Genomic DNA, 12,982 nt, shown 5'->3' with positions numbered 1-12,982 from the left:
GCTGGGCCGACCTCGGTTCAGATCGCTCCCAGCAAGCCGTCAGCGACTGAGTCGGCGGCCCCGCCGGCGCTGCCCGCGAATGCGCCGGTGATCGTGTCCATCACCGACTGCGGGAAGGCCTCGTACGCGGCGATCACGTCGTTGAAGCCGGTCTGCCACGCCGCGGTGATGTCCGCCTGATCACCACCCTGGATGGCCTCCCACAGGTGCCACAGCGCGATCTGCGGCGCGGTGATCACATTGCGGACGTCGACCAACAATCCGGTGATCAGATCCGGATTCGCCGGCACGGCTATGCCGTCCCAACTGACCAGCGTCCAGCCGTCGGTGGGATTGCCCTCCAGGATGGCCTCGCCCGCGTTGGGGGGCGGGCCGCCGTTTTCCAGCACCGTCTGCAGGATCGGCCAGATATCGGGGTTCTTGACGTTCATCAGAATCCAGATGGCGATGTCCCCGCCGCTGGAAGACGCCACGGCGGTCGTCGCGCCGCTCGGGTCGGCGATCGTGTTGTCGTACATCGTCTGGACGGCTTGGTTGACCTGGTCCTCGAACACCACCCCGTTGTAGTTGGTGCCGGGCTCGGAGACCAGGAGGTTGCCGAGGATCCACGAGGCCATCGGCAGGAAGAAGTTGGCTTCGGTGATCAGGTCGCGGGGGTGCCCCTCGAAGAGACCGGCGGGGATCTCGTTGAGGTCCGACAACACCGTCACGTCCGGCATGCCGGGCAGGGCGGCCAGGGCCTGCATGGTCTCCTGGGTCCGGACCAGCTCCGAGGCGTAGATGCCGGCGATACCGCCCGGAAACTCCTGCTGAATGTCCTGGGCGACCTGCGCGGCCTGTTGTTCGCCCAAATCGGTGAGGTGAGCACCGGGCGGCATCGTGCCGAGAATGCCATTGAGGTCGTCGGTCGATTGCCCGTGCCGCACCAGGTCCAGCGTGATGTCGGTAGCGGTGAGCTGGATATCGGTACCGACCGCTGCGGCGGGCGGGGGCGCCGCTAGTGGCGTGACGACGGCGAATACGCCGGTGCCAAGCAGTGCGATGCCGGTGGTGGCCCACGGGCGGGTAGCAAGTCGGTGCTTGTCCATATCTCCCCCTGGCAGACTTCGGGCGCGGTTGACGCCACGCTGCATACCCACTGGCGAACGGGATAACACCCAATTTTCAGGAAGGCCCGGGTCCTTGTTCAGTAACACCGACACGCCGGTTCAGCCTGCCAGCGCCGCCAGCGCGTCGCCGGCACTGCTGCCGGCGGCATCGCCCATGGCCCCGGTGATGGTGTCGATCACCGCCTGCGGGAAGGCTTCGACCGCGGCGACGACTTGGTTGAAGCCGGTCTGCAGCGCGGTGGCGATGTCGGCGGAGTTGCCGCCCAGGATCGCCTCCCAGATGTTCCACAGTGCGATCTGTGGCGCAGTGACCAGGTCGCGGTAGTCAACGAACAGTCCGGTGAGCAGGTCCGGGGTCTGTACGACCGGTGTCCCGTCCCAGCTGAGCATCGTCCAGCCGTCGGTGGGATTGCCCTGCAGGATGGCCTGGCCCGCGTTGGGGGGCGGACCCAGCGTTTGGAGCAGCTGCTGGGCCAGCAGGAAAATCGGCGGGTTTTTGACGTTCATCAGCGCCCAGATCGCGATCGGCCCGCCGCTGGAATACGCCACATCTGTCAGTGGGCCATTGCCCGCGAGGGTGTTGTCGTAGATCGTGCCGATGGCGTCGTCGACCTGCTCATCGAACTGCACGCCGTTGATGGACCCGATCTCGGGTACGAACAGCAAGCCGAGGACCCAGGCGGCCATCGGCCCGAAATAGCCGATCTCGGTGACCAGGTCGCGGGGTTGGCCTTCGAGGAACCCGGCGGGGATCTCGTTGAGGCCCGGCAGGATCTGGACGTCTAGGCCCAGTGCCTGGGCCAACGGGTCGGCGGTCTCCTGGGTCCGGACCAGTTGCGAGGCGTAGATCCCGGCGATGCCGTCGGGGAATTCCTGCTGGATGGCTTTGGCGACGTCGACGGCCTGCTGGTCGCCGAGCTCGGTGAGATGGGCACCGGGGGGCAGCGTGCCGAGAATGCCGTTGGCGTCGTCGGTCGACTCCCCGTGTCGCACCAGATCCAGCGTGATGTCGGTAGCGGTGAGCCGGATGTCGTCTAGCTGCGCGGCGGCGGCCGGGGGTGCCGTTACCGGGGTGATGACTCCGGCGGCGACCAGCGGTATTCCAGCGGCGATCCCCGAACAGCTGAGAAGTCGCTGCATGTCCGTCCTCCCCTGGCAGGACATTTTGTGACGGACATCACATTTCCTATTCGACGTCGAGCCCGGCAATACCGGGTTTTCAGCCAATCGCGCGGGTGCGTTCAGCCGCTCATGCGCCGCGACTCTGGCTCAAGGACCGGCTGCGGTTCAGCCCGCCAGCGATGCCAGCGCGTCGCCGACCGCGTCGCCGGCACTGCCGCCGGCCACATCGCCCAGGGACCCGGTGATGGTGTCGATCACCGCCTGCGGGAACGCGGTGACCGCGGCGAGCACCTCGTTGAAGCCGGTCTGCAGCGCGGCGGTGATGTCGGCGGGGTCGCCACCCTGCAGGGCCTCCATGATGTGCCAGCTGGCCATCTGCGGGGCGATCATCAGGTCGCGGAAGTCGACGAACAGCCCGGTGAGCAGGCCCGGGTTCTCGGCCACCTCCTGCCCGTTCCAGCTGACCAGCGTCCAGCCGTCGGTCGGGTTACCCTCGATCACCACCTGGCCGGTGTTGGGCAGCAACCCCGCCATCAACGACTTGAAGTAGAGCTCGAAGTCGGGGTTCTTGACGTTCATCATCACCCACGTGGAGATCGCCGCGCCGTGCGAGAACGCCACGCCGTTGAGGTTGCCATCGGCATCGACGGGCCCGGCGTTGTTGTAGATCTGGTCGATGGCGTCGGAAAACCGGTCCTGGAACGCCATCCCGTTCGGGTCGATGGTCGAACCCAGCTGCGGCACCCAGTACTGGCCGAACATCCAGGCCATCGGCGCCACCAGGTACAGCAGCGCGGTCGCCTGGCTGGACTGGGAGGTGCCTTCGAGGATGCCGGCGTTGAGCTCATTGAGTCCGGCCAGGTGCGTCACCGGGGTGTCCGGCGCACCCGCCGCGGCCAGCCAGTCGGCTGCGGTCTGCTGAGTCCGGAGGAAGTCTGACGTGTAGATCCCGTCGTAAAAGCTCGGGTCGGCGAGGTGCTGCGGGTTGTCGGGGTCGGCGAGATACATCGCCTGGGTAGCGCCCTCCGCGGTGAGCGGCGCGCCCGGAGGCAGCGTCCCGATGACACCCTCGACGTTGTCGGCCGACTGGCCGTGGCGTACCAGGTCGAGCACCATGTCGGTGGCGGTCAGCTGGATGCCGGGCAGGGTGACAGCGGCCAGCGGCCCGGCCATCGGAGCCGCCGGGCTGGCGGCGAGGAGTCCGGCGCCGACGAGGGCGACTCCGGCGGCGATCCAGGGGCGGGTGTGGTGCATGGCCTTCTCCTTCAGCGAGCACACGTTCAGTTACGATACGTTGCGTAGCGCAAATGTTCAGCTCAGATTAAGCTGATGTTTTTCCTATGTCAATAGTTTGGGGCCACCACAGACGAAGCCGGGCGCAGCGGAATGACCCCGCCACGCCCGGCCAAGCGCCTGCTGCGGTTCAGCTCGCCAGCGACGCCACCACGTCGCCGATCGCGTCGTTGGTTGCCTCCACGCCACCACTCGTGGCATCACCGAATGCTCCGGAGAGGGTCTCGAACACCGCCTGCGGGAACTGGGTCACGGCATTGAACACGTCTTGGAAGCCGGTCTGGATGGCCGAGGTGATCTGGTCCGGATCCATGCTCAGCAGGGCCTGCTGAATGTGGTAGGAAGCCATTTGCGGCGCCACGATCAGGTCACGGACGTCGACGATCAGCCCGGTCATCGAATCCGGGGTCGCGGAGACCTCGACCCCGTCCCAGTTGACCAGCGTCCAGCCGTCCGTCGGATTGCCCTCGATCACCACCCGGCTGGTGTTGGTCAGCGGGTGCTCCAAGAGCAGGTCGAAATCGGGGTTCTTGACGTTCATCAGCGTCCAGACCATGATCGCCCCGCCGTGGGAAAACGCCACGTCGTGCATCGTGGGGTCGTCAAGCGAGAGGCTGTGGTCATAGATCGCTTGAACGGCGTCGCCGAAGCGGTCGTTGAACGCCATCCCGTTGAAGTCCGAGGAACCCAGCAGCGGCACCGAATACAGACCGTAGGTCCACAACATCGGGGCCATCAGGTACGACAGCGCCACCGCCTTGAACTGGTCCACGGTTGACGACTGGATGCCCTCCCAAATGCCGGCGTTGATCTCGTTGAGCCCGGACAGGTTCGCCACATCCATGCCCATCAGTCCGGCGAACGGCGCGGCGGTCTCCTGGGTCCGGACCAGGCCGGAGGCAAAGATCCCGTCCACGCCGTCCGTGCCGTATTCGTCGAACAACGCCTGGCCGACCGCTTCCGCCTGATGGAAGCCGTTGTACGGGTCCGGGTAGTCGGCCAAGTGCGCGCCGGGCGCCACGCTGCCGTTGATGAGCTGGACGTTGTCGGTCGACAGCCCATGCCGCACGAACTCCAGCACCATGTCGGTGGCGGTGAGCTGGATGTCAGGCGTACCGAGGGTGGGCAGTGGCCCGGACATCGAGGCAGCCCCCGGAGTGGCGGCGAGGAGGCCGGCGCCGACAAGGGCGACTCCGGCGGTGATCCATGGGCGGGTGTGGTGCATGGTCTTCTCCTTCAGCGAGCTTCCGTTACGCTACGTCGCGTAACGCAAATACTTCGCTGAAGCTACGCTCACATTTTTCCTACGTCAATAGATCGGCCGCCCGGCGTTCCGGCGCGCGTCCTAGCCGCTCAGCGCGCCGGTGAGGGTGTCGATCACCGCCTGCGGGAAGGCGGTGATCGCCCCGACGACCTGGTCGAACCCGGTCTGCAGGGCGGCGGTGATGTCTGCCTGGTCGCCGCCCTGGAAGGCCTCCAGGATGTGCCAGGCGGCGATCTGCGGCGCCGTGGTGAGATCGCGCCAGTCGACGAACAATCCGGTGAGCAGGTCCGGAGTGGCCGACACCTCGTGCCCTTCCCAGCTGACCAGCGTCCAGCCGTCGGTCGGATTGCCCTCGATCACGACCTGGCCGGTGTTGGCCAGCGGAGTGTGGGTGTCGAGCAACTCTTTGATGACCAGCCCGAAGTCGGGGTTCTTGACGTTCATCAACGTCCAGATCGCGATCGTGCCCGCGTGGGCGAACACCGCGCTGCTCGGCGGGTTGTCCGGGTCGGACACGGTGTGGTGGTAGACGGTTTCGATCGCGTCGGTGACGCGGTCGTTGAACGCCACCCCGTTGGGGTCGATCGTGGATCCCAACATCGGCACCCAGTACTGACCCATGACCCACAGCAATGTCGGTAGGGCGTAGGCGATCTGGGTGAGCGTGTCGAGTTCGCGGCCTTCGAACCATCCCGCATTGATTTCGTTGAGCCCGGCCAGGTGCGTGACGTCCATACCCAGCAGATCGGACAGCGGCTGGGCGGTGTGCTGGGCGCGGATCATCTCCGAGGCGAAGAGCCCGGCGATCCCGTCCGGGAACGCCTCATGAATCGCCGGGGCGACGTCGGCCGCCTGCTGCCGGCCGAGCTCGGTGAGCTCGGCACCCGGCGCCAAGGTGCCCAAAAACCCTTCGGCGTTGTCCACCGACTCGCCGTGGCGCACCAGATCCAGGGTGATGTCCTGGGCGGCCAGCACGACCTCCACCGCGGCGACGTCGGGCAGCGGTGTCGCGACCGGCGTGGCCGCGACAGCTCCCGCGGCGACCAGCGCAACGGTCGCCGTGATCCACGGACGGGGGCCAAGTGGCTGCATTGGTCTCTCTCCCTCACGCCAGCAAGCGGGCGAACGTCGCCACGCGACTGAACGTTAGCTGATAAGAGAGTTAGAACGGGTGATTATCGAGGGTTTTCGCCGAGTCCGGCGGCGAACACCTGGGCGTAGCGGCGGCGGTCGGCCGCGGCCCGCTCGGCCGGCGGCAGCGTGGCGACGGTGTCGATCGAGGCCTTGGCCGCTGCCAGCGCCTGACGCGGGGCATCCACGAAGCGTCGGGCCCAGGTCATCGCCGCGTCGTAGACCCCGTCGGGAGCCACCATGTCGTCGATGACGCCCAGCGCGAGCGCCTCCTCGGCGTCGAAGAACCGCCCGCTGTACGCCAACTCCTTGGCGCGGCTGGCGCCGATGGTGCGCGTGAGCCGGGCCAGCCCGGCACCATCGGGGACCAGCCCGGCCAGGATCTCGGTGGCGCCGAACTTGACGTTGTCACCGCTGATCCGCCAGTCGGCCGCCAACGCCAGCGCCAGCCCGCTGCCCAGCGCGTAGCCGGTGACCGCGGCCACCGTCGGCTTGCCGATCGCCGCCACCGCTTCCACGGCGTCATGGCGGACGCCGGCGAACCGCTCGGCCTCGGCAGGCAGCAAGGTGCGCAGTTCGGGAACGTCGTCACCGGCGCAGAAGATCTCGTGGCCGCCGAACAGCACCACCGCGGCGACGTCGTCGCGCGCCGAGACCTCGGCGGCGGCCGCGGTGAGCTCCCGGTAGACCTGCCGGGTCAAGGCGTTGCTCGGCGGACGCGACAGCACCAGGGTGGCTACTCCGGCCGACGACGGGTGGACCGTGACGAATTCGCTCATCCGGGCCACCGCTTGCCGCGCGCCTCGTTGTAGCGCGCCGAGTCGAAGAACTCGATCTCCCAGTTGTCGCCGTGCCGGGCCAACGTCGGCTGGGTCACCACGATCTGGCGTTCCAACGTCAGCACGTCCTGCACGCTGCGGCCGACCAGCGAATCCAACTGGGTCCAGGTCGGCGGCAGCAGGAAACTGCGCCCGGCCGCGAAGTCTTCGATCGCCGCTTCCGGGGTGACCCACCCGGCGTGGTCGGACTCGGTGTTCTCGCCGTCGGCGCGCTGCCCGACCGGCAGTGCCGCGGCGAAGAAGTAGGTGTCATAGCGTCGGGTGCGCTCGGCCTCCGGGGTCACCCAGTTCGCCCACGGCCGCAACAGTTCGGCATGCAGCACCAGGTTCTCGGTGCGCAGGAACTCGGCGAAGGACAGATCGCCGGCAGCCAGGGCGCGGCGGGAGTCGGCGTATACCGAGGCGTCAGCGACCACACGTTGGGAGTCATCCGCCGGGCCGGCGAACAGCACGCCGGATTCCTCGAAGGTCTCGCGCACCGCCGCGCACACCAGCGCCGCGGCCAGGTCGGTCTGGACGCCGAACCGCTGCGCCCACCAAGACGAGTCCGGCCCGACCCAGGCGATCTCGGCGCTGCGGTCCCGGTCATCGACCCCGCCGCCGGGAAACACCATCACACCGGCAGCGAACTGCATGGCGGCATGGCGCCGCATCAAAAACACGTCCAGGGCACCGCGTCCGCTGTCCCCGTCGCGCACCAGCATCACCGTCGCGGCGGGTCGCGTCGGCAGGGGCGGCGGCTGTGGATGGTTCATGCCCGCCTCCGGTGCGCCGCCCGGCTGCGGGTCCGGCGGGCGAAGTACCGACCGTCGATGACGTCCAAGGAGATCGACTGCCCGAACGCCGCGGACAGGTTCTCCGCGGTCAGCACATCGCTGAGCAGGCCGGCGGCGACGGTGCGGCCCTCGGCCAGCAACAGGCAGTGGCTGAAGCCGACCGGAATCTCCTCGACGTGGTGGGTGACCAGCACAATCGCCGGCGCGTCGGGATCGGCGGCCAGATCGGCCAGCCGGGCGACGAGTTCCTCCCGGCCGCCCAGGTCCAGGCCGGCCGCGGGTTCATCGAGCAGCAGCAGCTCGGGATCGGTCATCAGCGCGCGAGCGATCAGCACCCGCTTGCGCTCGCCTTCGGACAGCGTTTCGTAGGTGCGGTCGGCCAGGTGTTCGGCGCCCAGGCTCTCCAGCAGGTCCACGGCCCGCTCGTGGTCGACGGCGTCATAGCGTTCCCGCCAGCGTCCCAGCACCGCGTAGCCGGCCGAGATCACCAGGTCGCGGACGGTTTCGCCGCCCGGGATCCGCTGCGCCAGCGCTGAGGAGCTCAACCCGACCCGGGCCCGCAGTTCGGTGGTATCGACCCGGCCCAGCTGTTCACCAAGCACAAAGGCCATACCCGAGGACGGATGTTCGGTGGCGGCGGCGATCCGCAGCAGCGATGTCTTGCCGGCCCCGTTGGGCCCGATGATCACCCAGCGTTCGTCGAGTTCAACCGACCAGTCCAGCGGGCCCACCAGGGAGCGCCCGTCACGGCACAACGAAACGCCCTCGAAGTGGATCAGCAGATCTTGGTCGGCCGCTGCAGCGGGGCCGGGGCGTCCGGTGTCGGGCACGGCCCTATGGTGCCGTACCCCGCTCCCCTGGCAACCGACCGGGGTGCCGGTAGCACCGCCCACAGCGCCAGCGTCGGGAAGCAAAGGCATGCAGGTTGTAATTTCCCGGATGGTGCGCGCACACTATCGCCTGCGCCATATTTCAGGGGGTTGCGATGGTCCTCTTTCCCAATGCACTCGCGGTCGGGCTCGCCGCCGGTCTCATCGCCTCCCCGCTGCCGGGCGCCCAGACCCCCGAAATTCAGCTCACCGCAGCCGACGGCACGTCTTCACTGGGCGGCGGCACGGCACTGATTCTCGGCGGCAGCGGCTTGCCGACGCCGAGTCAGACCTACGCCGACTTCGCTGTCGCGGATTACCTGGCACCGCGCGGATTCACCGGCACGACGCAGATCGTCACCACCCCCGAAGGGCTCTACCCGTTCCTGGGCCCGTTCGGCTTGGTGTTCGACAAGTCCGAGGCGCAGGGCGCCCAACTGCTGGCCACCGCGATCGGGGACCAGATCGCCGGCGGGCAGGTGGACGCCGCGAACCCGGTGGTGGTGTTCGGCTATTCGCAGGGCGCCGACGTCGAGACCGTGGCCATGTCGCTGCTCGCCGAGCAGGGCGTGCCCCGCGACCTGGTGCACTTCGTGCTCGTCGGGGATCCCGCCAACCCCAACGGCGGCATGCTGGAACGGTTCAATCTGCCCGACGACAGCATGCCGACAATCCCCAGCCTGGGGCTCACATTCAGCGGTGCTACCCCCGATGATCTGTACCCGACCGACATCTACACCCACGAGTACGACGGATTCGCCGACTTCCCGCGGTACCCGATCAACTTCCTGGCCGACCTCAACGCCGCGCTGGGCATCATCTTCGAGCACACCACCTACCTGGGGCTCACGCCCGAGGAGATCGCCGACGCGGTAGCGCTGCCGACGGCGGCGGCCGACACCTTGACCAACTACTACATGCTGCCGGTCGACACCCTGCCGCTGCTGGCGCCGCTGCAGTTGCTGCCGTTCATCGGCGACCCGTTGGTCGACCTGCTGCAGCCGGCACTGCGAGTGCTGGTCAACCTGGGCTACGGCAACCTCGAACACGGCTGGGACCAGGGCTTCGCCGATCTGCCCACCCCGCTAGGCTTCCTGCCCGATGCCAGTGTGCTGCAACAGGTTCCGCAGGCACTGGCCGAAGGCCTGGTCAAGGGCGTCACCGATGCGTTGAAGGATCTGGCCGACCCGAACAACTACGTGTACTCGCTGCCGTCCTGGGCTGAGCAACTCGTCAAATCCGCGGAGATGCTGCCCGGAAGCCAATTCTCGGTGCTGTCGATGGTGCCCACCACATCGGAAGATCTGTTCGGCACCTTCCCGCCGCACACCGGTATCCCACCGCTGGACATGCTCAGCGCGGTGCTGTTCACCCTGCCGCAGCTGGACTACCAGATCTTCACCAGCGAACTCGCCGACGGAAACCTGCTCGACGCGATCGGCACCCCGATCGCCGCCGACCTCGGGTTGTTGCCGTTGATCGTGGTGGGCGCGCTGTTCTGACCGCGTCTGCTCGCCGGCTTATTCCGGGGGGATCTCGACCCGGCGCAGCACTCCGTCGTGGGCGTCGGCGGCCTCGATCTCGGCGCGGGTGACCCCCAGCAGGAACAGCACCGTGTCCAGGTACGGGTAGCTCAACGATGCATCGGCCACCTCGCGCAACGCCGGTTTGGCGTTGAACGCCACGCCCAACCCGGCGGCGGCCAGCATGTCGATATCGTTGGCGCCGTCGCCGACCGCGACGGTCTGCTCCAGCGGCACGCCGGCCCGGTCGGCGAACTCGCGCAGCGCGTCGGCCTTGCCCGCCCGGTCCACCACCGGCCCGATCACCCGGCCGGTGAGCTTGCCGTCGACGATCTCCAATTCGTTGGCGGCGACGAAGTCCAGCTTCAGCTCGGCGGCCAGCGGTGCGATCACCTGCCGGAACCCACCGGAGACCACCCCGCATTTGAACCCCAGCCGGCGCAACGTGCGCAGCGTGGTGCGTGCCCCCGGGGTGAGCTCGATCTGCCCGGCCACTTCGTCGATGACACCGGCGGGAAGGCCGGCGAGGGTGGCTACCCGGTGATGCAGCGACTCGGCGAAGTCGAGTTCGCCGCGCATCGCGGCCTCGGTGATCGCCGCAACCGCGTCCCCGGCCCCGGCCCGGGCGGCGAGCATCTCGATGACCTCGCCCTGGATCAGCGTGGAGTCGACGTCGAAGACGATCAGGCGCTTGGTCCGCCGCGACAGGCTGGCGTCTTGGAATGCCACGTCGACCCGCTGCTGGGCGGCGACCTGGCTCAGCGCGGACTGCAACTCACCGGCCGCGCCGGGCGGCACCGATACCCGCAGTTCCAGCCCGGTCACCGGGTAGTCCGAGACGCCCCGGATCATGTCGATGTTGGCGTCGATCTCCGCGATCTCGCTGGCCAGCGCCCCGAGGGCGGCGGCGGTCACCGGCCGTCCCAGGACCACGATCCGGTGCGTGGACGGCACGGCGATGATCGGGGCGTCGTCGCTGCGCTCGATCGTGACGTCCAGGCCCACGCCGTGGATGGCCGCGGTGACCTCGGCAGCAAACGCCGATCCGTCGGCCACATCCGGTACTGCAGACACCAGCACGCCCAGAGTCAGCCGGCCGCGGACCACGACCTGTTCGACGTTGAGCAGCTCGATCCGATACCGCGACAGCACCTCGAAGAGCGCTGATGTCACGCCCGGCTGATCGACGCCGGTGACGGTGATCAACACCGGCACCTTGGGCATGCTCACCCGCGGCGGCCGCCCGACCCGACCCGGCGCCGCCTCACCCCCAGCGGACTCATCAAGCGTTTGCGGGCTCGTACAGCTCGTCGCCGGGGTGGCGGCCGACGTGCGCCTCGGCACGCAGCCGATCGATCATGTGCGGGTAGTGCAGCTCGAAAGCCGGCCGCTCCGAACGGATCCGGGGCAGCTCGGTGAAGTTGTGCCGCGGCGGCGGGCAGCTAGTCGCCCACTCCAGCGAGTTGCCGTAGCCCCACGGGTCGTCCACGGTGACAACCTCGCCGTACCGCCAGCTCTTGAAGACGTTCCAGGTGAAGGCCAGCATCGAGGCACCCAGGATGAAAGCTCCGACGGTGGAGACGATGTTGAACGGCTGGAATCCGTCGGTCGGCAGGTAGTCGGCGTACCGCCGCGGCATACCCATGTTGCCCAGCCAGTGCTGAATCAAGAACGTGGTGTGGAACCCGATGAACGTCAGCCAGAAGTGCAGCTTGCCCAGCCGCTCGTCGAGCAGGCGACCGGTCATCTTGGGGAACCAGAAGTAGATTCCGGCGAAGGTGGCGAACACGATGGTGCCGAACAGCACGTAGTGGAAGTGCGCGATCAAGAAGTAGCTGTCGCTGACGTGGAAGTCGATCGGCGGGCTGGCCAGCATCACCCCGGTCAGGCCGCCGGCCAGGAACGTGACGAGGAAGCCGAGCGAAAACAGCATCGGCGTCTCGAACGTCATCTGGCCCCGCCACATCGTGCCGATCCAGTTGAAGAACTTCAGCCCGGTCGGGATGGCGATCATCAGCGTCAGCAGCGAGAAGAACGGCAGCAGCACCGCGCCGGTGGCGTACATGTGGTGCGCCCACACCGCAGTCGACAGCCCGGCGATGCTCATCGTCGCGTAGACCAGGGTGACGTAGCCGAAGATCGGCTTGCGGGAGAACACCGGGAACACTTCGCTGACGATGCCGAAGAACGGCAGCGCGATGATATAGACCTCGGGATGGCCGAAGAACCAGAACAGGTGTTGCCATAGCAACTCACCGCCGTTGGCGGAGTCGTAGATATGCCCGCCCAGGTGCCGGTCGACGGCCAGGCCCAGCAGGGCCGCGGTCAGCAGCGGGAACACGATCAGCACCATGATCGAGGTGACCAGGATGTTCCAGGTGAAGATCGGCATCCGGAACATGGTCATCCCCGGCGCGCGCATGCAGGCCACGGTGGTGATCATGTTCACCCCGCCCAGGATGGTGCCCAGACCACTGACCGCCAGGCCCATGATCCACAGGTCCCCGCCGGCGCCCGGCGAGTGCACGGCGTTGCTCAGCGGGGTGTAGCCGGTCCAGCCGAAGTCGGCTGCACCGCCGGGGGTGATGAACCCGGCCAGCGCGATCGTCGCACCGCACACGAACAGCCAGAACGAGAATGCGTTGAGCCGCGGGAACGCCACGTCGGGCGCGCCGATCTGCAGCGGCAGCACCAGGTTGGCGAAGCCGAACACGATCGGGGTGGCATAGAACAGCAGCATGATCGTGCCGTGCATGGTGAACAGCTGGTTGAACTGCTCATTGGACAGGAACTGCAGGCCCGGCGCGGCGAGCTCGGTGCGCATCAGCAGCGCCAGCAGGCCGCCGATGAAGAAGAACACCATGCAGGCGACGCAGTACATGATGCCGATCAGCTTGTGATCGGTCGTGGTGATCACCTTGTAGAGCAGGCCGCCCTTGGGGCCCATCAACGGTGGGAACGGCCGACTCGGCTCGAGTTCTGCGCGCGGGGGTGCTTCGGCGGTCAACATTCCTCCAAACATGGGCATCCCGGGAACTTGGGTCGAATCCTAACCC

General features: G+C 67.6%; 11 protein-coding genes. 1 reads left to right on the top strand and 10 read right to left on the bottom strand.

What is annotated here, in order from left to right; translation table 11 throughout:
* Positions 1–17 precede the first annotated feature (17 nt).
* The 8 genes from AC5Y4Q_RS05255 to AC5Y4Q_RS05220 all read right to left on the bottom strand — a co-directional run bounded on the left by AC5Y4Q_RS05255 (position 18) and on the right by AC5Y4Q_RS05220 (position 8,364).
* Positions 18–1,088: a histidine phosphatase family protein gene (locus tag AC5Y4Q_RS05255; protein WP_064923898.1), complete on the bottom strand. Its 1,071-nt coding sequence runs from the start codon at positions 1,086–1,088 to the stop codon at positions 18–20.
* Between the two features lie 120 nt (positions 1,089–1,208).
* On the bottom strand, positions 1,209–2,249 hold the full coding sequence (locus tag AC5Y4Q_RS05250) for a histidine phosphatase family protein (RefSeq protein ID WP_064923899.1): 1,041 nt from the start codon (positions 2,247–2,249) through the stop codon (positions 1,209–1,211).
* A gap of 147 nt (positions 2,250–2,396) precedes the next feature.
* Positions 2,397–3,509 (bottom strand): histidine phosphatase family protein, encoded by a 1,113-nt coding sequence (locus tag AC5Y4Q_RS05245; protein ID WP_328589412.1) that lies wholly within the window; start codon positions 3,507–3,509, stop codon positions 2,397–2,399.
* 145 nt (positions 3,510–3,654) lie between these two features.
* Positions 3,655–4,749, bottom strand: a complete 1,095-nt coding sequence (locus tag AC5Y4Q_RS05240; protein WP_064923900.1) for a histidine phosphatase family protein — start codon at positions 4,747–4,749, stop codon at positions 3,655–3,657.
* A gap of 120 nt (positions 4,750–4,869) precedes the next feature.
* Positions 4,870–5,880 (bottom strand): histidine phosphatase family protein, encoded by a 1,011-nt coding sequence (locus AC5Y4Q_RS05235; protein ID WP_064923901.1) that lies wholly within the window; start codon positions 5,878–5,880, stop codon positions 4,870–4,872.
* A gap of 83 nt (positions 5,881–5,963) precedes the next feature.
* Positions 5,964–6,698, bottom strand: a complete 735-nt coding sequence (locus tag AC5Y4Q_RS05230; RefSeq protein ID WP_109535762.1) for an enoyl-CoA hydratase — start codon at positions 6,696–6,698, stop codon at positions 5,964–5,966.
* The gene (locus AC5Y4Q_RS05225; protein ID WP_064923903.1) at positions 6,695–7,513 is read right to left on the bottom strand and encodes an NUDIX hydrolase; all 819 of its coding nucleotides are present in this window, start codon (positions 7,511–7,513) and stop codon (positions 6,695–6,697) included. Before AC5Y4Q_RS05225 ends, AC5Y4Q_RS05230 begins: the two co-directional genes overlap by 4 nt.
* Complete coding sequence (locus AC5Y4Q_RS05220) at positions 7,510–8,364, bottom strand: ABC transporter ATP-binding protein (RefSeq protein ID WP_064923904.1); 855 nt, start codon at positions 8,362–8,364, stop codon at positions 7,510–7,512. Before AC5Y4Q_RS05220 ends, AC5Y4Q_RS05225 begins: the two co-directional genes overlap by 4 nt.
* Positions 8,365–8,519: 155 nt before the next feature.
* Here AC5Y4Q_RS05220 and AC5Y4Q_RS05215 point away from each other — a divergent pair, with 155 nt between their 5' ends.
* Positions 8,520–9,905 carry a PE-PPE domain-containing protein gene (locus tag AC5Y4Q_RS05215; protein ID WP_064923905.1) on the top strand — a complete coding sequence of 462 codons (1,386 nt, stop codon included), beginning with the start codon at positions 8,520–8,522 and terminating at the stop codon, positions 9,903–9,905.
* 18 nt (positions 9,906–9,923) lie between these two features.
* On the opposite strand, the gene serB is transcribed toward AC5Y4Q_RS05215, so the two are convergent.
* Together serB and ctaD are read right to left on the bottom strand one after the other, a co-directional pair.
* The gene (gene serB / locus AC5Y4Q_RS05210; RefSeq protein WP_064923906.1) at positions 9,924–11,150 is read right to left on the bottom strand and encodes a phosphoserine phosphatase SerB; all 1,227 of its coding nucleotides are present in this window, start codon (positions 11,148–11,150) and stop codon (positions 9,924–9,926) included.
* Between the two features lie 58 nt (positions 11,151–11,208).
* Entirely contained in the window at positions 11,209–12,933 is a 1,725-nt protein-coding gene (gene ctaD / locus AC5Y4Q_RS05205) for an aa3-type cytochrome oxidase subunit I (RefSeq protein WP_064923933.1), read from the bottom strand.
* Between the last annotated feature and the right edge of the window lie 49 nt (positions 12,934–12,982).

The organism is Mycobacterium sp. NGS16, assembly GCF_059813225.1.
The sequence above is the reverse complement of the archived record's forward strand: the minus strand, read 5'-3'. Positions and strand labels throughout refer to the sequence as shown.